The following is a 17,133-nucleotide window of genomic DNA, read 5'->3' as shown; positions in this document are numbered from 1 at the left end:
AGAGATGCGAAGGGACGTCCTCGAACTACGCCGGTTCTACGCCTCGGACCTGGGCCGGGCGGCCCGGGCCATGGTCGAGCGCAAGCTGGTGGAAGCCTGGGGCGACGCCCGGGGCCTGGACGTGCTGGCCCTGGGATACGGCACGCCTTTCGTGGGGCCTTTCCGGGCCGCGGCCCGGCGCGTGGTGGCGGCCATGCCGGCGCAGCAGGGCGTGGAGATCTGGCCGCCCGATGGCCGGAACCTCGCGGTCCTCACGCCCGAGGACGCCCTGCCGTTCCGCAACGCCCTGTTCGACCGGATCCTGGTGATCCACGCCATCGAGGAAAGCGCCGACCCGGTCGCCCTGCTCAAGGAGGTCTGGCAGGTGCTGGCGCCGTCCGGCCGGGTAATCGTCGCTGTGGCGTCCCGCAACGGCCTCTGGGCCAACACCGAAAAGACGCCCTTCGGGCATGGGCGCCCCTACAGCCGCAGCCAGCTGGCCGAACTGCTGCGCGAGGCGGAGCTGGAGCCGTCGGGATGGACCCGGGCGCTCTATGCGCCGCCCGTGGGTTGGATGGCGGGCTGGGCCGAAGGGTTCGAGCAGGCCGGCTCGCGCCTCTGGCCGGGCTTCGCCGGGCTGTTGCTCATGGAGGCGGTGAAACAGACCTTCGCGGTCAAGCCCAAGGGCGTGCGCGTGAAGGCCAAGGCGGTGCGCCCAGTGCTGGCCCCAAGCCCGGCGGGCGCGCCGGTCTCACGACTGCCTCATTCGCGGGCGCCAGATCCGGCCGACGCCCGCAAACCCTTGGCGAAGCGCCGGCGAAAGTCTTAGCCTTGTTCAAGAAACCGGAGTCTCTCGGCGCATGAAGCTGATCATCGCGGTCATCAAGCCCAGCCGTCTGGACGCCGTGCTCGAGGCGGTGACCGAGGCCGGCGCATCCGGCCTCACCGTCACCGAGGTGCGCGGCTATGGCCGCCAGCGCGGCAAGACCGAGGTCTATCGGGGCGCCGAGTACGAGGTGAAGCTGCTTCCCAAGGTGAAGCTGGAGATCGCGGCTCCCGCCGACATCGTCGAGGCGGTGATCGAGGCCATCCAGCGCTCGGCCAACACGGGCAAGATCGGCGACGGCAAGGTGTTCGTCCTCGATCTGGAACGCGCCCTGCGCATCCGCACGGGCGAAACCGGCGCTTCCGCCATCGCCGGCTAGGCGCTCCGCCCCGACGAGGGATCAGCGCTTGCGGCGCTTGGGCTTCGTCCTGGGGGCCGGCGCGTCCGGCTTCGGCAGTTCGACTTCCCCGAAGAGGTTCTGCGGAACGGCTTCCGGCGTGTCGGCCGTCTTGCGGCTCAGCAGGAACAGGGCGGTCTCAGCGCGCCAGTTCTCGATCGGCCGGCGCGGGTCGATCTGCCGGGCCTTGCGGCCCTCCGCCAGGGCCACGCAGGCGTCGATCCGCAGGCCGAGGTCGTCGCACAGGGCGGTGAAGTCGGCCAGGGTGCAGAGGTGGATGTTGGGCGTCGACCACCAGGGCTCGGGCAGGGCACCCGTCTCGGGCATCCGGCCGCGGGAGAGCAGGGCCCAGCGGACCTTCCAGTGGCCGAAGTTCGGCACCGAGACCACCGCCTGGTCGGCGATGCGCAGCAGTTCGGACAGCACGTGCTTCGGCTCGCGCATCTGCTGCAGGGTCTTGGAGAGGACCGCATAGTCGAAGGCGCGGGTCGGGAAGTGGTCGAGGTCGCGGTCGCCATCGCCCTGCACCACGGCCAGGCCCCGCGCCAGACAGGCCGCCACGCCCTCGGGACTGATTTCCAGGCCCTGGCCGTCGACCCGTTTCTCGCGGCTCAGCAGTTCCAGCAGCTCGCCCTCGCCGCAGCCGATGTCGAGGACGCGGGCGCCGGGGCGGACCAGCCGCAGAATCTCGCGGAAATCCTCACGCATCTCGGTCACGCGAGCCCTCGGGCGGCGGCCTGTGCGGCCAGGAAGCCGCGGAGCGTGGCGTCGAGCTGCGGTTCGTCGAGGAAGAAGGCGTCGTGGCCCTTGTCGCTCTCGATCTCCACGAAGCTGGCGCGGCAGCCGGCGGCGTTGAGAGCGCGGACGATGTCGCGGCTCTCGGCGGTCGGATAGAGCCAGTCGGACGAGAACGACAGCACGCAGAAGCGCACGCCGCGGGCCTTGCGGAAGGCTTCGGCCAAGGAGCCCCCGTGGCGGGCGGCGAGGTCGAAATAGTCCAGCGCCCGGGTGATGTAGAGGTAGCTGTTGGCGTCGAACCGATCGACGAACGATGCCCCCTGGTGGCGCAGATAGCTCTCCACCTGGAAGTCGGCGTCGAAGCCCCACGACAGGCCGTCCCGCTGCAGTTCGCGGCCGAACTTCCGCTGCAGGGCGGGTTCGGACAGGTAGGTGATGTGCGCGGCCATGCGCGCCACCGCCAGCCCCTTCTCGGGCCGAACGCCGGCCTTCAGATAGGCGCCGCCCATCCAGTTGGGGTCGGCCATGATCGCCTGGCGTCCCACCTCATGGAAGGCGATGTTCTGGGCTGAATGGCGGGCGGCCGCGGCGATGCAGACGGCGCTGAAGATCTTCTCGGGATAGTCCGCCGCCCAGGTGAGCACCTGCATCCCGCCCATGGAGCCGCCGACCACGGCGAACAGGGTGTCGATGCCCATGGCCTCGATGAGCATGGCCTGCGCCCGCACCATGTCGGCGATGGTGATGACCGGGAAGGACAGGCCGTAAGGCTCGCCGGTCTTCGGGTTTGTGCTCGCCGGGCCGGTGGTGCCCATGCAGCCGCCGACCACATTGGAGCAGATGATGAAATAGCGCTCGGGATCGAGCGGCAGGCCGGGGCCGACGAAGCGGCTCCACCAGCCGGGCTTGCCGGTGACCGGATGGGTCGAGGCCAGGTGCTGGTCCCCGGTCAGGGCGTGGCAGACCAGGACTGCGTTGGACTTGGTCTCGTTCAGCCGGCCGTAGGTCTTGTAGGCGACCTCCAGCGGGGCGATCTCGCCGCCGGAATCCAGTTTCAGCGGCTGGCTGGCCGGGAACCGCCAGGTCCCGCCGCCCGTCTCGTAACCCCCTGCGATCTGGGCCTGCGCCATCATGGGGGCGTTGGACCGCCCGCGCCGTGCTCTGTCAATGGGTTGCAGCGCCCCGCCGCTCGGCTATGAGGACCGCTTCGGGCAGAAGGCGTCTTAATGCAGCGGCTGATCCTCTTCCGGCACGGCAGGGCCGAGCCGGATTCCGTCACTGGTGATGATTTCGACCGCAGGCTGGCGCCGCGCGGGGTGCTGGAGTCCGCCGCCATGGGCGCGAGCCTCGCCGACCTCGGCTTCAAGCCGGACATCGTGCTGGTGTCCACCTCGGCCCGGACCCGCGACACGTGGGAGGCCGTGCGGCCTAGTTTCCCGGACGCCGAGGCGACCTTCGAACCCGAACTGTACCACGCCGATTCGGGCGGCATCCGGCACGCGGCCCGGCGGGCGGGCAAGACGGCCAACACCGTGATGGTGGTGGCGCACAACCCGGGCCTGCAGGAGTTGACCATCCAGCTGCTGCTCGAAGGCTCCGCGCCCAGCGAACTGATCAACCAGGCCCAGCGCAAGTTCCCGCCCGGCGCCACGGCGGTCTTCCTGTTCGACGCCAACGGCCGGCCGAGCTTCGACGGGCTGTTCTACCCGGACCCGCCGCAATGAGCCGGATCTACAAGATCCTGCCGCGGAGCGACTGGCTGGTCGCTGAGGCCGCGGGGCGGTTCGAGGGCTCCCCGGTCGACCATGCGGACGGCTTCATCCATTTCTCCACAGCCGCCCAGGCTCAGGAGACGGCCCGCCGGCACTTCGCAGGTCAGGCCGACCTCGTGGTGCTGGAGGTCGAGGCCCACGATCTGGGCTCGGCCTTGAAGTTCGAGCCTTCGCGCGGCGGTGATCTCTTTCCGCACCTCTACGGCCCGCTGGATGTGGCCCTGGTGCGCTCGGTGACCGACGCGCCGCTGGATCCCGACGGCGTTCCCCAGGTGGGAGATCTGGCATGAGCGGACTTCACGGCCTCGCCACCCGGGCGCTGCGGACGCTTGATCCGGAAGACGCCCACACCCTGGCCATCCGCGGCCTGAAGGCGGGCCTCGGCCCCCGCGCCGGCGCCGACGACCCGATCCTCGCCACCACGGTGGCGGGCCTGTCCCTGCCCAATCCGGTGGGCCTGGCGCCCGGCTTCGACAAGAACGCCGAGGTGTTCGGCCCGATGCTCAAGGCCGGCTTCGGCTTCGTGGAATGCGGGACGGTCACGCCCAGGCCGCAGGCGGGCAATCCGCGCCCGCGGCTCTTCCGGCTGTCGGAAGACCGGGCGGTGATCAACCGCATGGGCTTCAACAACGAGGGGCTGGAGGCCTTTGCGGGGCGGCTGGCCCGCCGCGGCCCGGGGGTCGTGGGCGCCAATATCGGCGCCAACAAGGATTCCGAGGACCGGATCGCCGACTATGTCGCCGGTCTAACCCGCCTGTGGGGGCTCGCCAGCTACTTCACCATCAACATCTCCTCGCCCAACACCCCGGGCCTGCGGGCGCTGCAGACCAAGGCGGCGCTGGAGGAGCTGCTGGGCCGGCTGGCCGAGGCGCGCGACGCGCTGCCTGCGGACGGCCGCGTTCCCATGTTCCTGAAGGTGGCCCCGGACCTGGAGGAGGGCGAGGTGGAGACCATCACCGAGACGGTGGTCGCCCATGGCCTCGCCGGGATCATCGTCTCCAACACGACCCTGGGCCGCGAGGGACTGACCTCCCGCTTCCGGGACGAGGCGGGCGGCCTGTCGGGCGCGCCGCTCATGACCCTCTCCACCCGGATGCTGGGCCTGTTCGCCGACGCCGCCGCGGGGCGGCTCGCGCTGATCGGGGCCGGCGGAATCGCTTCGGGGGCGGACGCCTACGCCAAGCTGCGCGCCGGCGCCCAGGCGGTGCAGCTCTATTCCGCCCTGGTCTTCGAGGGGCCGGGGCTCGTGACCCGCATCAAGCGCGAACTGGCCGAACGGCTCCGCGCCGACGGATTCCGCTCGCCTAGCGAGGCCGTAGGCGCAAGATAGGCGCCGCCGCTTCCCGGCCGATGTCGGCTTTTGAGGAAGCTGCGTTTGCCCTGACGACGCTGACGGATTAACTCGAAGCATCATGGCGGACGCCTTAGCGCCCAAGGAGCCTTCCGACCGGGACAGGCGCCGCATCTTCTGGCCCGGCGGGCTTTCCGCGCGCCTGCTGGTGCTGACGGTGCTGTTCGCGCTGCTTGGCGGCATGATCGCCATTCCGCCGACCCTTTCCGCCTATGAACGCCAGTGGCTGCTGGACCGGGTGCGGGCCGCCGAACTCGCCTCCCTGGCGCCCGAGGTGGCGCCCGACCGGGTGGTCAGCGACCAGCTGAAGACCCAACTCCTGGAAGGCGCCGGCGTCGAGATCGTGGCCATTTCCGTGGACGGGGTGCGCTCGCTGGTGTTCGCTGGAGCCCGGCCGGCCGAAGCGCCCTATCTCGTGGACCTGCGCCCGCGCGCCGCCGGGCTTGGCCTGTTCGCGCCGTTCCAGACGATCTTCGGCCCCGAAGGCCGGCGGGTCCGGGTGGTGGCCGAGCCGCGCTTCCGCGAAGCCGAGTTCATCGAGTTCGTCGCCGTCGACACCGAGCTGAAGCGGGCCTTGGCGAGCTACCTGTGGCGCCTCCTTGCCATCGTGGCCTTCGTCTCGACCCTGGCCGGCATCCTCGTCTTCGTGGCCCTGAACCTCTTCCTGGTGAGGCCCATGCAGCGGATCACCTACGCCATGGAGCGGTTCCGGGTGGATCCCGACGATCCCGCCGCCCGGGTCGAGCCCTCGGGCCGCCGGGACGAGATCGGGCGCGCCGAGGCCGAACTCGACCGGATGCAGGCCGACCTGCGCGCGGCGCTGAACTCCCGCGCCCGGCTGGCGGCCCTCGGCGAGGCGGTGGCCAAGATCAACCATGACCTGAAGAACATGCTCACCTCGGCCCAGATCGCCTCCGAGCGGCTGGCCGCCCTGCAGGATCCGAAGGTGAGCCAGGCCCTGCCCAGGCTCGAGCGCGCCCTGGACCGGGCGGTGAAGCTGGCCTCCGACGTGCTGACCTACGGCAAGACCCAGGAAGCCGCGCCCGAACCGAAGCTGGTGCCCCTGGCCGAGGCGGTGGATGAGGCGGCGCTGGAGGCGCGCCTCGCCGAGCGGGGCGTGGCCCTGGTGAGCCGCATGGGCCGCGACGAACTGGTCACCGCCGACCCCGACCAGCTGCACCGCATCCTGGTGAACCTGTTGCGCAACGCCCGTCAGGCCATCGAGCACCAGGAAGGCCGGACGCGGCCCGGACAGATCGAGGTGGCGCTGGAGGCGGCGCCCAACGCCTCGGTGATTCGGGTGTCGGACAACGGTCCCGGCATCCCCGAGCGGGTCCGCGAGCGGCTGTTCCAGCCCTTTGCAGGGTCCGGCCGGCCCGATGGGGCGGGCCTGGGTCTGGCCATCGCCCGGGAACTGGCGGCCGGGCACGGCGGCGAACTGACCCTCGCCTCCACCGGCGCGGACGGTTCGATCTTCGAGATCCGCCTGCCCGGCGCGCCCAGCAGGGCCACGCCGAGCCGGCGGACGAAGAAGCCCGGCTAGTTCAGCGGCAGGGCCACCCCTTCCCGGCGCGGGTCGGCGCCGCCGCGCAGGCCCTGCGGCGTCACCTCGATGCCATGCAGGCCCGAGCCCTCCGCCCCGGCCCCCGACTGCAGCTTCACGCCCCGGGCGGCCAGGCCCTCGACGATGGCCGGCGGGAACTTGTCCACCTCGGCGGCATAGTAGGTCCCCGAGGCGATCAGGTTCGGCAGGGAGATCGCCTCCTGCACTGGCAGTTTCCAGTCCAGCATGCCGATCAGGGTCTTGAGGTTGTAGGCGAGGATCGCCGGGCCCCCCGGCGATCCCGCGGCGGCCAGGAAGTTGCGGTCGCGGTCCAGCACGATGGCCGGGGCCATGGACGAGCGCGGCCGCTTGCCTGGCGCCACGGCGTTGGCCACCGGCGCCCCGTCCGCGTCCACCGGCGAGAACGAGAAGTCGGTGAGCTGATTGTTCAGGAAGAAGCCGTGCACCATCCGGCCCGAGCCGAAGATGCTCTCCACCGTGGTGGTCATGGAGACCGCATTGCCCTCGGCGTCGACAATGGCGAAATGGGTGGTGCCGGCGGGCTCCAGGGTGGCGTCCGGGCCGCGGGCCTTGGCGCCCCTAGGCGTGCCGGCGGGCGGCGCGGTCGGGCTGGCGGTCGGGCCGATCAGCTTGACCCGGGCGTCGAGGTAGGCGGGTTCCAGAAGGCCCTCGATGGGCACGTCCACGAAGGCCGGGTCGCCGATGTAGCGGTCGCGGTCGGCGTACATCAGCCGGCTCGCCTGGCTGAATAGGTACCAGCCTTCCACATCGTTCGGGTGGTCGGCCACGGCGGTGCGTTCCAGCAGCCCCAGGCCCTGCAGAACGGCGGGGCCGCCGGACGGAGCGCCCGGCGTACAGACGATATAGACCCGGAACGGCCGGCAAAGGGCCTCGGCCTTGCGGGGGCGATAGCTCCTGAGGTCCTCGAGGGTCAGGGCGCCCGGCCGCTCGCCCTCGCGAACCTTGGCCACGATGGCCTCGGCGATCTCGCCCTCCAGCAGCGCCCTGGGGCCTTCGGCGGCGATCTTGCGGACGGTGGCGGCGTAGGCCGGGTTGCGGACGATGTCGCCCTTCTGGATCTTGGTCCCGTCGGGCTTGGTGAAATAGGCGATGGCGTCGGGGGTCGAGGCCTGGGGGCTGCGGCTGGACGCCGACATGGCCATGCGGCCTGGGGCCGGGAAGCCCTCTTCGGCCAGCCGCTCGGCGTCGAGGAACAGTCGGTTCCAGGGCAGCTTGCCGTGCTCGGCCTGGGCCATGGCCAGCATGGCCACGGCGCCGGGCACGCCCGTCGAGCGGCCTGACAGTATGGCCTCGGCCCGGTTCAGGGGCTTGCCCTGTTCATCCAGGAACATGTCCGGCGTGGCCCCGGACGGCGCGGTCTCGCGGCCGTCATAGGCGGTCACGGTCCGGGTCCTGGCGTCGTAGTAGGTCATGAACGCCCCGCCGCCGAGGCCCGAACTCTGCGGTTCGACGAGGCCCAGGACGGCCTGGACGGCGACGGCCGCATCCACCGCCGATCCGCCCTCGCGCAACACCCGCAGGCCTGCCTCGACCGCCATGGGATTGGCGGCGGCCACCATGGCCTGGCCCGCCGTGCGTGACGGGGCGGCGGGCGCCGGGCGGGCGCTGGGCTCGGCGGTCGGTCCGGGGGCCTGGCAGGCGGCGAGCAGGGCGGTCCCGAGGATCGCGGCGGTGAAGGGAAGCGGGCGCGTCTTGCGGATCACGGCGAAAGGTCACTCCGGCGGCAGGCAAGGCGCGACCATAGTGCGGCGCGCGTGGACAACAAGCGCCCGCTCGTGCGACGTCGGGTCATGGCCGAGATGCGCGCAACGCCCGGGCTCCGGAACCTGATCACCGATGTGCCCGGCTTGAAAGTGGGGCAGGCGCAGGACGCTGCGGCGCGGACGGGGGTCACCGTGATCCTGCCGGATGCGCAGGCCGTCTGCGCGGCGGACGTGCGCGGCGGCGGTCCTGGAACGCGCGAGACCGACGCCCTGGCCCCCGAGAACCTGGTGGAGGCGGTGGATGCGGTCGTGCTCTCCGGCGGCTCGGTCTATGGCCTGGCGGCGGCTGACGGCGTCGCGGCCTGGCTGGGCGTCCGCGGGCGTGGCTATGGCCTCGTGCCCGGCGTGCCGCCCTCGCCGGTGGTGCCCGCCGCGATCCTGTTCGACATGGCCAACGGCGGCGACAAGGCCTGGGGCGAATCGCCGCCATATCGCGAACTCGGCCGAGCGGCGGTCGCCGTCGCCGCCGAGGACTTTGCCCTGGGGACCGCCGGGGCCGGCTATGGCGCCATGGCCGGCCAGCTGAAGGGCGGCACGGGCTCCGCCTCGGTGGTGAGCGAGGACGGCTACACGGTGGGCGCCGTCGTGGCGGTGAACAGCTGGGGTTCGGTGACGGCGCCGGGACCCGTGGGCGGCGGGGGGCGCACCTTCTGGGCTGCGCCCTACGAGATCGGCGGCGAGTTCGGCGGCCTCGGCTCGGCGGGGCTCATGGCTGGGCCCGATGTCTGGGGGCTCGCCAAGCGGCCCGACGCCACGCGCAACACCACCATCGCCTGCGTGGCCACCGACGCGGCCCTGACCCCGGCCCAGGCCAAGCGTCTGGCGGTGATGGCCCAGGACGGGCTCGCCCGGGCGATCCGGCCCGCCCACGCTCCCTTCGACGGAGACATCGTATTCGCCCTGACCACCGGCCGCCGGCCCCTCGCCGCGCCGGCCGACTTCACCCTGGCCCGCCTGGGCGCCCTCGCCGCCGACACCCTGGCCCGCGCCATCGCCCGGGGCGTCTACGAAGCCACGCCGTGGCCGGGAACCGAGGTGCGTTGCTGGCGGGACCTGCCGGGCTGAGGGCGCCGCCGGCTCAGAAGCCGTAGCGCTGCAGATAAGGATACTCGGCGGCTCGGGCCGGCCTGGCTTCAAGCGGATCTCGCACGGGCGGAAGCGGCCAGGGCGAGGGGCGTCCGGCAGGCGCCGCCACCCAGTTGGCGTCGCCGCCAAGGGCCTGCCCTGTGGCCTTTCCGCGGGGCGAACGGCGGGTGCCGAACGGCGAGAAAAACCAGAACAAGCCATAGCCGTTGCTTCTAAAGGTGTCGTGCACTTCCCGCCGAACGGCCGGCTCGCTGGGCGTTTCGATGAACCAGATGGCCCGGCCGGCCGCCAGGGTGGCGCTGGCGCCCTTCAGCACCTCGGCCTCGAACCCCTGCACGTCCACCTTGATGACATCGGCCTCGGGAGCCAGCTCGTCCACCGGCAGCTGCAGGGTCGCGGCCCGGGGAGCTTTGCGATGGAACCCTGAGTCTCCGAAGTTGGTCTCGGCGTCCAGGGGCACCAGCGGGAAGTCGGCGATCGCCCGCTCGGGCCCCGCCGCCGCATTGACCACCTCTACGTTATAGAGATGGTTGCCGAGGGCGTTCGTGGCCAGCACCGCCGACAGGCCCCGGTGCGCCTCCACCGCTGTCACGCGCCAGCCTGGGCGGCGGCGGGCAAAGGGCAGGGCGATCGCGCCGATATTCGCCCCCACGTCCAGGAAGACGCCGCGTTCAGCCGTGGCGACGTCCACCAGGAAATCGACCTCGGGCTGGGCGAACTCGCCGTATATCTGGAGGGTGGGGCCTACGACCGTATCCCGTTCTGGAAACAGGAAGGTGAGGCCGGACGCGCGCGTGCAATTGAACATCGGCTTCAGATAGCTTCGTTATCTTGCGGAGTTCTATAGCGCCGCGGCCTGTAAAGCTTGTCGGAAAAGACCGAAAGAGGGGCTTGCGCTTTTCTCGGACCCTGACTAGGTTCCGCGCCCTCGCCGCAAGGCATGCGCGCCCGTAGCTCAGCTGGATAGAGCATCAGACTACGAATCTGAGGGTCGGACGTTCGAATCGTTCCGGGCGCGCCACTTCCTACAAGGAATTGAATTCCTTGGGCTTCTTTCCTGTCGGGATAGCCGCTTCTCAGCGGAATTTACAGCGGAATTGACGCGCCACTGTCACGTGCGTGGACGAGCGGTGTCACTCGGCGAGCACAGCTGGACTCTGATCGCTGCGACCGAACGTGACGCCCCTGGATCTTAGGTTCACGGCCTGAGAGACTCCCAGTCTCAGCCCGACTCAACCTATCCAAATGTCTCAAGGTCATGCGCTCGCCGAATATCCAAGCACAGGACGCGACTATCGTCCCATTGCGCCGCCCGGTAGCGGCGCGGATCGAGTGTGTCGACAATCTTCGCTTCATGCGGAGCTTGGCAGATGAGAGTATACACCTCATCGTCACTTCGCCGCCTTACAATATCGGGAAGTCGTACGAAACCCGCAAGTCAATCGATGTTTACCTCGAACAGCAAGCGGCGACTATCGCTGAAGCGGTTCGATTGATGCATCCACGCGGATCACTCTGTTGGCAGGTCGGCAACCACGTAGATGGTGGGGAGGTGTTTCCCCTCGACATGGTTCTCTACCCTCTATTCAAGAACCACGGGCTTCGTCTCCGCAACCGGATAGTATGGACATTTGGCCACGGGCTCCATTGTCAGAAGCGCTTCTCCGGACGACATGAAACCATTCTCTGGTTTACAAAAGGGGACGACTATACGTTCAACCTGGACCCGGTGCGGGTGCCTTCGAAGTATCCTGAGAAAAAGCACTTCAAAGGCCCTCGTCGCGGAGAAATCTCGAGCAATCCTCTCGGCAAGAACCCGTCCGACGTTTGGGATATCCCCAACGTGAAGGCCAACCACGTCGAGAAGACGATCCACCCGTGTCAGTTCCCTGTTGGACTAGTGGAGCGGCTCGTGCTTGGCCTCACCAATCCTGGCGAGAATGTTCTCGATCCGTACCTTGGCGTCGGCTCCACTGCAATCGCTGCGCTTAAGAATGACCGCAACGCATATGGTTGCGACATCATGCAGGAGTACGTGTCCATCGCCGAGGATCGGGTTCGACAACTGCAAGCCGGCACCTTGCGCACGCGGCCGATGGACAAGCCAGTCTATCAGCCACCAACCGCCATGCGAGGCGACTGATGAAGTTTGCCGGAGCGTATTCCCTGCACAACGGTGATGCGGAGTGGCAGCGGCGTGATCTGTACGACTGGCTTACTGATCTCTTCGAAGCTCCCGCCATCGGGATCGAACCAGGGTGTACGGTCGCGATCCGCCACCACCTCAAAGAAGAGCTTACGAGCGCTGGTTGGTCCTACAATGTGAGGGTCGATCAGCGTTTCGACCTGACAGTGACTGGCATGTACCGAGACATGGCCTTTCAGGTGCAGACCGGCAATATCAGCCGGGCCATGTACGACCTGCTGAAGCTCCAGTACCTCTACACACAGAAGAAAATCGAGACCGCTGCACTTGCAATTCCGACGAAGGCAGCTGCAGATTGCATTGCTTCGAACGTCGCTCACGCAGACCGCGTTTGGAGTGAGCTGGGGCTGTTCGACCGGATCATCACTATGCCGATGTTGCTGGTCGCGTTCGACTAGGATTTGGGATGTCCGGTTACAAAGTGAATGTGCGACCGCAGCATGAGCGCGTCTCGCTGATCTCGGCCTTTTGCGCTGAGAGCAAGAAGACTGTCGAGAGTTGGGATGTTCATGAAAACAAGCCCGAGTCGCTGCCGGTCATCACCGTTCCGTTGGACATCCCACTCTACCGGATGGCTAACGGACGTACGCAAACCGATCAGCTCGCTTATCTCGCGGAGCACAATTTACCTCCGGACTTCTTCAGCGCGAACGAAGAGAACGCCACTGCCCAGCAGGCACAGCACAAGATCCTTGCTCGCTTCGCCAGCGATGGCACCGAATCCATCACTCCCATAATCGAGGAGCTTGCTCGGACCGGACAAACGGAACCGATCATGATTACTCGATCTGGCGTCACGCTGAACGGGAATCGTCGCTTGTCCGCGATGCGCGAGCTGTTCGAGGGCGGCAAGCACCCGAAGTTTGCCTCCATCGAGTGCATGGTGTTGCCACCCCTCACGCCAGACCAGCTCGACGACATCGAAGACCGCCTGCAGATGCGGCCCGAGACCAAGCTGCCGTACACGTGGGCCAATGACGCGATAAGGGTGCGCAAAAGGTTGGCGGCTAAGCAGGGAAAGGAAGCCGCCGTCGCTCATCTGATGAGGCGCGAGAAGGCTGACATCAAAAAGGCCATTGCTGCTCTGGCACTTGCCGACATATACCTGAAGGAATGGCGGCACGCCCCGTACGACTATCGGCTTGTCGAGGACGGTCGACAGTTCTTTTACGATCTCCCCGCCAGGCTGAAGGGGAAAGAAGGTCCGCTGCTGGAAGCAAATATGCGGATGGCGTGGCTCCTGTTCGACAACCGCAAAACGCTCGGTACACGCCTCTACGAGTTCAACAAGATCGTCGGCGAAAAGGCGCCGGAGGTGCTCACCAAACTAGCAGAGCGTGTTGATCTGATCGCTGATGAGCCGAAGGAGCTAGCGGAAACCGAGGATTTCGAAATCGATCTTGGCCCCGGGCCTGAGGACGACAAATACGGCCCGCTTATCAAGACACTCGACGATGAAGACCGCCGGGAAGACGTCCTGGAAGAGCTTCGGGTGGTCTGTCAGTCCCTCGCCGATGCCGGCAAGGCCGACAAGCTCGGGAAGAGCGCCCTTAACGCAGCGCGCGATGCAAACACGCGGCTCTCTGAAATTGACCTGTCATTGGCTGACCCCAAGACTTACGGCGGGATCGACAACCAGCTTGCCGAGGTAATCTCTCGGGCCAGCAATCTGAGGACCAAGCTCAAGGAGATCGCGTCGAAGGCTACCGAGACTACCGCTTGAGCACTCTAACGACGATTGAACTAACTGCCGACGTCGATGGGATGACGGGGCGATTGAAGCTCACGGACGGGGCCGCAAACACCTCCGTCTGGGAGCGACTGCAGCAGGCTGCGCTCTCAACGGGCGGCGACTATCGGCTAAGAGGGAACGAGGTAGAGTTGCCCTGGGCCGGCATTCTCTCACTGGTGCGCGAGTTCGGCCCTCAGCAGCGCGCGCTTGGGTTTGTGTTCAAGAGCACAGACGAGCAGACCAAACAACGTATCGCCGCCTTCCTTGCTCAGTTTAGGCAGGCGCAGGCGGCGCGGGTGAATCTTAACCTAACGTTGAGCCCTGCCGAAATTGAGCAGAGGCTCAAGGTCGCAGGATTCACAAAGCACGATCTTAGACCATTCCAGATCAGAGACCTCCAGCGCCTAGTTGCGCTGGAGAACGGTGCGAACTTCTCTGTGCCGGGCGCGGGCAAGACTGCTGTTAGCCTAGCGCTTCATCTCCTAACGCGGAAGCCAGGCGGGCACCTGCTCGTGATTTGCCCAAAGGCTGCGTTTCCTGCCTGGCAGGACGTTGTACCCGACTTCATGGCGCCAGATGCCCCTGACGGAAACGCAGAGGAGTTCACTTTTCTAAGCGGCAGCGCGGACAAGGTCGCCCGCGACCTGCAGAGCGGTGCCACCAGGTTTGTGATCAACTACGATCTGATCATCCAGATCCCGGACGTCATCACGTCCTACCTCATGCGCCATCCCGTGCACGTGGTGCTCGACGAGGCCCACCGAATGAAGGCCGGGTACGGGTCTATGAGGGGCGCGTTCCTGCTCTCGATTGCTACGCTCCCAATCAGGCGCGACATCCTTACGGGAACGCCCATGCCGCAGTCACCGACTGATCTGCAGTCACAGCTAGATTTCCTGTGGCCCGCAGTCGGGCTTGGATCACAGATAAGTCGCGGTGCCCCTCCCCGTCAGGTGCTGGGGAATCTTTACGTCCGCACCACAAAGAAGGACCTCGGCTTACCCAAGCCGCATCGCCACTTTGTGCCGGTTGAAATGGCGAAGGGTCAGCTTGCCTTGTACAGCTTGGTGAAGAGCGAGTTTGTGCGCCAAGGGAGCAAGCTCGCTTATGATAACCGAGTTGACCTCGCCGCCGCAAAACGCGCCGTCTTGCGACTCCTCCAGCTCTCCGCCAACCCCTTACTCGCGCTTCGGTCGATTGCGGATGGCGCGATTGAAGTCGACTCCGGAGTGTTCGACCAGGTCATCGCCGAGGGCGCATCTGCCAAAATGCGGGCAGTGGAGAGGTTCGCCCGGGAACTTGCGTTAGCGGGCCGCAAGTCCGTCATTTGGACGATCTTCACAGACACGATCATCGAGATGGAGGCCTTGCTGGCGGACCTCAATCCGGTATCGCTTTATGGAGCAATCCCCACGGGGGAGCCCTCAGATCCCAGCACGCGCGAAGGTCGGATAAGGCGTTTCCACCAAGATGCCTCCTGCCGCGTTATGATCGCCAACCCCGCTGCGGCAGGGGAAGGGATCAGCCTGCACAAGATATGCCATGACGCGATCTACTTAGATAGAAGTTATGTGAGCACTCACTACCTTCAGTCCATTGACCGCATACATCGATTGGGGCTCGCACCTGACGTAGAGACTAACATCTGGATATTCCAGACTGTAGCTCCAGCAGGAGTCGGCAGCATTGATCATTCTGTCAGCCGGCGACTTGCTCGGAAGCTCCGCGCGCTTCAGCAGCTTCTTGATGACGACGATCTCCATGAGATCGCGCTGGACGAAGAGAACGCTGACGATCCGATCTCTTGGGACGTTGATGTCGAGGACGTTATCGACCTGATCGCGGAATTGGAGGGCAAGGTCGTCTATGAGGAGGACGAGGCTGAGTGATCAGCGTCGATCTGAAGTCACTGGGCCTGACCATGAGCGCCGTCAGCGCGCTCATGATGCTCCGGCGGCATCTAGCCGTTCATGCAATAGCGCCCGTCGAGGCAGTTGAAGCACTCGGTGCTATCGATCCCGACTTCGCTGCTGCGGATCATAGAGGCGCTCTCAGATTGCATGCGGAGCTGCCCGACGAGTTCGAGTTCACCGCCGTGGAGGAAGAACTTCAGGCGGCATTGGAGTGGTTGATCGCGGCTCGGCGCCCCTGGTGGCGGAAGCTCTTTCCACTTGGTCGCCGCAGGGTCGCGGAAGCGCTCTCTCCAGACGAGTACCAAGTTTTTTCTGCTGCGAGGCTGTTCGATACGCCTCCGTCGGCAGAGGTGATGGCCTGGTGGTACAAGATCCAAGCCACAGTCCGCGCTGAGGACGATGTTCGTCGTTCGGAACGTGGGGGCGAAGCCGAGCTGGAGACCATCGCCTACGAACGAAAGAGATTAGCCGCCCTTGGCATCAGCCGAGAACCTGAGCTTGTCGGCTTTGAGGCAAACGGCGTTGGCTATGATATCAAGTCGTATGATCTAGGACCAGTGGAGCCCGTCGCGCGGCTTATCGAGGTCAAATCATCGACACAGAAGCCGCCGCAGATCGTCCTACCCCGAAGTGAGTGGGAGAAGGCCGTGTCCGCAGCTGGTTCCTACTACTTCTACATCTGGGCGATGCCAGAAAGGCAGCTCACCATCCGTGGTGTCTCCGAGATGTCGTTTCATGTGCCGAGCGACAGTGGTCTTGGGCGCTGGAGCGAGGTCGTAATCGTGATCTCACCCGACGGCTCAGTCTGCCCTTAGCCCAGCCCTGAGGTGGATGGGGGAGAGAAAAGCCACTGGCGGCGCACGCCGCGATTTCGCGAGCCAGCAACCGGTGTGCTCATCCCGGCGCCGGTTGAAGCTTAGCCTTAGAGGGGTAAGGCACCCAGCGGTCGGCACCACCCGCCGATAAAAAGGACCGGGTCTACAGGAGTGTTTCGTTCCCAGACTTCGGTTCTTCAGCTCGTGACGATGCTCTCTCATGTAGCTAGAATCCGCATGCAGAGGATCGAGATGACTGCGCGCTATCGCTTCAGGCGGAGCATGGCGTTGATTGCCGTCTACGGCGAGTGGCGTCTCCGTCAGCTTGACCGCGGGGAGGGGAAAGAATGACCTTCATCGCAGAGATGCGCGCGTGGGTTGGAACGCCCGACTTCCTCGCCTTCCTGATCCTGTTTGGGTTTTTCGGCGGCGCGTCAATCTGGGCCATCCTCGCTAAGCGGAAGCTTGAGCGCTGGAGGCGGGAGGAGTGGGCTGAGCAGGACGAGCGCGAGCGTCGCACCGGGTTCGTTTGGCGGGAGCGCGAGGATCCACGAGCGTGAGCGACGAAGAAGCTCGACCGGACAAAGCGAAGCGAGGGCCGGACGAACCGAGGCCCCGCATCGGCTTCATGGAGGGCCGGCTCAAGGTCCCTCCTGACTTCAAAGAGATGGGCCGGGAGAAGATTGTCGCGCTGTTCGAAGGTGACAACCGCAACGGCGATAGCGAAGGGTCCGGCCCGAAGTGAGAACGCCTTGGCGAAGGCAAATGGCCCCTCGGGATCGTTGCCGTAAAGCGCGAAACAGGGGCAGACTTGCGCCAGGAGCCCTCGCTCTTGCGCCCGCTAGCACCCCAGCGGCAGGGTCGAGAACATGGCCTGTGAGCCCCGTTTTTGGGGCTTCTATGGCCGACCTGACGCGTGGGCTTTAGGCGATTCCAGGGCGCAGACGAGCCTTGGGCCAGATGCCACCGC

At 66.5% G+C, this 17,133-nt stretch carries 18 protein-coding genes and 1 tRNA gene; 15 read left to right on the top strand and 4 right to left on the bottom strand.

The window, feature by feature from the left end; all coding sequences use genetic code 11:
- The first annotated feature begins 4 nt into the window (after positions 1-4).
- The gene (locus BO64_RS10720) at positions 5-808 is read left to right on the top strand and encodes a class I SAM-dependent methyltransferase (protein ID WP_496403287.1); all 804 of its coding nucleotides are present in this window, start codon (positions 5-7) and stop codon (positions 806-808) included.
- A 31-nt stretch (positions 809-839) separates the two neighbouring features.
- Positions 840-1,184, top strand: a complete 345-nt coding sequence (locus BO64_RS10715) for a P-II family nitrogen regulator (protein ID WP_496403286.1) — start codon at positions 840-842, stop codon at positions 1,182-1,184.
- A gap of 21 nt (positions 1,185-1,205) precedes the next feature.
- Here the strand turns inward: BO64_RS10715 and metW are convergent, their stop codons facing one another.
- Both metW and metX read right to left on the bottom strand, forming a co-directional pair.
- On the bottom strand, positions 1,206-1,910 hold the full coding sequence (metW, locus tag BO64_RS10710) for a methionine biosynthesis protein MetW (RefSeq protein WP_496403464.1): 705 nt from the start codon (positions 1,908-1,910) through the stop codon (positions 1,206-1,208).
- Between the two features lie 5 nt (positions 1,911-1,915).
- Complete coding sequence (gene metX / locus BO64_RS10705) at positions 1,916-3,070, bottom strand: homoserine O-acetyltransferase MetX (RefSeq protein WP_496403463.1); 1,155 nt, start codon at positions 3,068-3,070, stop codon at positions 1,916-1,918.
- Positions 3,071-3,166: 96 nt separating this feature from the next.
- Here metX and BO64_RS10700 point away from each other — a divergent pair, with 96 nt between their 5' ends.
- From BO64_RS10700 to BO64_RS10685, 4 genes are all read left to right on the top strand, one after another.
- Positions 3,167-3,664 (top strand): SixA phosphatase family protein, encoded by a 498-nt coding sequence (locus BO64_RS10700; RefSeq protein WP_496403285.1) that lies wholly within the window; start codon positions 3,167-3,169, stop codon positions 3,662-3,664.
- The gene (locus tag BO64_RS10695; protein ID WP_496403284.1) at positions 3,661-4,002 is read left to right on the top strand and encodes a DUF952 domain-containing protein; all 342 of its coding nucleotides are present in this window, start codon (positions 3,661-3,663) and stop codon (positions 4,000-4,002) included. The genes BO64_RS10700 and BO64_RS10695 overlap by 4 nt, the downstream gene beginning before the upstream one ends.
- Positions 3,999-5,042 (top strand): quinone-dependent dihydroorotate dehydrogenase, encoded by a 1,044-nt coding sequence (locus tag BO64_RS10690; RefSeq protein WP_496403283.1) that lies wholly within the window; start codon positions 3,999-4,001, stop codon positions 5,040-5,042. The genes BO64_RS10695 and BO64_RS10690 overlap by 4 nt, the downstream gene beginning before the upstream one ends.
- An 82-nt stretch (positions 5,043-5,124) precedes the next feature.
- A complete protein-coding gene (locus BO64_RS10685) occupies positions 5,125-6,606 on the top strand; it encodes a sensor histidine kinase (RefSeq protein ID WP_496403282.1) in 1,482 nt (493 codons plus the stop codon).
- Here the strand turns inward: BO64_RS10685 and ggt are convergent.
- The gene (gene ggt, locus BO64_RS10680) at positions 6,603-8,351 is read right to left on the bottom strand and encodes a gamma-glutamyltransferase (RefSeq protein WP_496403281.1); all 1,749 of its coding nucleotides are present in this window, start codon (positions 8,349-8,351) and stop codon (positions 6,603-6,605) included. The genes BO64_RS10685 and ggt overlap by 4 nt on opposite strands.
- Before the next feature lie 87 nt (positions 8,352-8,438).
- Between ggt and BO64_RS10675 the strand changes: the two genes are divergently transcribed.
- Entirely contained in the window at positions 8,439-9,476 is a 1,038-nt protein-coding gene (locus tag BO64_RS10675; protein ID WP_496403462.1) for a P1 family peptidase, read from the top strand.
- A 13-nt stretch (positions 9,477-9,489) separates the two neighbouring features.
- Here BO64_RS10675 and BO64_RS10670 read toward each other — a convergent pair whose 3' ends face one another.
- Positions 9,490-10,305: an FkbM family methyltransferase gene (locus tag BO64_RS10670; protein ID WP_496403280.1), complete on the bottom strand. Its 816-nt coding sequence runs from the start codon at positions 10,303-10,305 to the stop codon at positions 9,490-9,492.
- 136 nt (positions 10,306-10,441) lie between these two features.
- Between BO64_RS10670 and BO64_RS10665 the strand changes: the two genes are divergently transcribed.
- From BO64_RS10665 to BO64_RS10630, 8 genes are all read left to right on the top strand, one after another.
- Positions 10,442-10,518 (top strand) — tRNA-Arg (locus BO64_RS10665).
- A gap of 237 nt (positions 10,519-10,755) precedes the next feature.
- Positions 10,756-11,640 carry a DNA-methyltransferase gene (locus tag BO64_RS10660; protein ID WP_496403279.1) on the top strand — a complete coding sequence of 295 codons (885 nt, stop codon included), beginning with the start codon at positions 10,756-10,758 and terminating at the stop codon, positions 11,638-11,640.
- Entirely contained in the window at positions 11,640-12,101 is a 462-nt protein-coding gene (locus tag BO64_RS10655; protein WP_496403278.1) for a BglII/BstYI family type II restriction endonuclease, read from the top strand. The genes BO64_RS10660 and BO64_RS10655 overlap by 1 nt, the downstream gene beginning before the upstream one ends.
- Before the next feature lie 8 nt (positions 12,102-12,109).
- On the top strand, positions 12,110-13,426 hold the full coding sequence (locus BO64_RS10650; RefSeq protein ID WP_496403277.1) for a hypothetical protein: 1,317 nt from the start codon (positions 12,110-12,112) through the stop codon (positions 13,424-13,426).
- A 53-nt stretch (positions 13,427-13,479) separates the two neighbouring features.
- Positions 13,480-15,324 carry an SNF2-related protein gene (locus BO64_RS10645; RefSeq protein ID WP_496403276.1) on the top strand — a complete coding sequence of 615 codons (1,845 nt, stop codon included), beginning with the start codon at positions 13,480-13,482 and terminating at the stop codon, positions 15,322-15,324.
- On the top strand, positions 15,321-16,163 hold the full coding sequence (locus BO64_RS10640) for a protein NO VEIN domain-containing protein (protein WP_496403275.1): 843 nt from the start codon (positions 15,321-15,323) through the stop codon (positions 16,161-16,163). The genes BO64_RS10645 and BO64_RS10640 overlap by 4 nt, the downstream gene beginning before the upstream one ends.
- Positions 16,164-16,510: 347 nt before the next feature.
- Positions 16,511-16,723 carry an A24 family peptidase gene (locus BO64_RS10635; RefSeq protein ID WP_496403274.1) on the top strand — a complete coding sequence of 71 codons (213 nt, stop codon included), beginning with the start codon at positions 16,511-16,513 and terminating at the stop codon, positions 16,721-16,723.
- Entirely contained in the window at positions 16,720-16,908 is a 189-nt protein-coding gene (locus BO64_RS10630; RefSeq protein ID WP_496403273.1) for a hypothetical protein, read from the top strand. Before BO64_RS10635 ends, BO64_RS10630 begins: the two co-directional genes overlap by 4 nt.
- The last annotated feature ends 225 nt before the right edge of the window (positions 16,909-17,133 follow it).

The sequence above is a fragment of the Phenylobacterium composti DSM 19425 genome, assembly GCF_059568645.1.
The sequence above is the reverse complement of the archived record's forward strand: the minus strand, read 5'-3'. Positions and strand labels throughout refer to the sequence as shown.

Excerpts from the sequence above, each read along its gene's own strand:
- BO64_RS10720 (WP_496403287.1), top strand. The coding sequence starts at position 5 with ATGCGAAGGGACGTCCTCGAACTACGCCGGTTCTACGCCTCGGACCTG.
- BO64_RS10715 (WP_496403286.1), top strand. The coding sequence starts at position 840 with ATGAAGCTGATCATCGCGGTCATCAAGCCCAGCCGTCTGGACGCCGTG.
- metW (WP_496403464.1), bottom strand. The coding sequence starts at position 1,910 with ATGCGTGAGGATTTCCGCGAGATTCTGCGGCTGGTCCGCCCCGGCGCC.
- metX (WP_496403463.1), bottom strand. The coding sequence starts at position 3,070 with ATGGCGCAGGCCCAGATCGCAGGGGGTTACGAGACGGGCGGCGGGACC.
- BO64_RS10700 (WP_496403285.1), top strand. The coding sequence starts at position 3,167 with ATGCAGCGGCTGATCCTCTTCCGGCACGGCAGGGCCGAGCCGGATTCC.
- BO64_RS10695 (WP_496403284.1), top strand. The coding sequence starts at position 3,661 with ATGAGCCGGATCTACAAGATCCTGCCGCGGAGCGACTGGCTGGTCGCT.
- BO64_RS10690 (WP_496403283.1), top strand. The coding sequence starts at position 3,999 with ATGAGCGGACTTCACGGCCTCGCCACCCGGGCGCTGCGGACGCTTGAT.
- BO64_RS10685 (WP_496403282.1), top strand. The coding sequence starts at position 5,125 with ATGGCGGACGCCTTAGCGCCCAAGGAGCCTTCCGACCGGGACAGGCGC.
- BO64_RS10675 (WP_496403462.1), top strand. The coding sequence starts at position 8,439 with ATGGCCGAGATGCGCGCAACGCCCGGGCTCCGGAACCTGATCACCGAT.
- BO64_RS10670 (WP_496403280.1), bottom strand. The coding sequence starts at position 10,305 with ATGTTCAATTGCACGCGCGCGTCCGGCCTCACCTTCCTGTTTCCAGAA.
- BO64_RS10660 (WP_496403279.1), top strand. The coding sequence starts at position 10,756 with ATGCGCTCGCCGAATATCCAAGCACAGGACGCGACTATCGTCCCATTG.
- BO64_RS10655 (WP_496403278.1), top strand. The coding sequence starts at position 11,640 with ATGAAGTTTGCCGGAGCGTATTCCCTGCACAACGGTGATGCGGAGTGG.
- BO64_RS10650 (WP_496403277.1), top strand. The coding sequence starts at position 12,110 with ATGTCCGGTTACAAAGTGAATGTGCGACCGCAGCATGAGCGCGTCTCG.
- BO64_RS10635 (WP_496403274.1), top strand. The coding sequence starts at position 16,511 with ATGACCTTCATCGCAGAGATGCGCGCGTGGGTTGGAACGCCCGACTTC.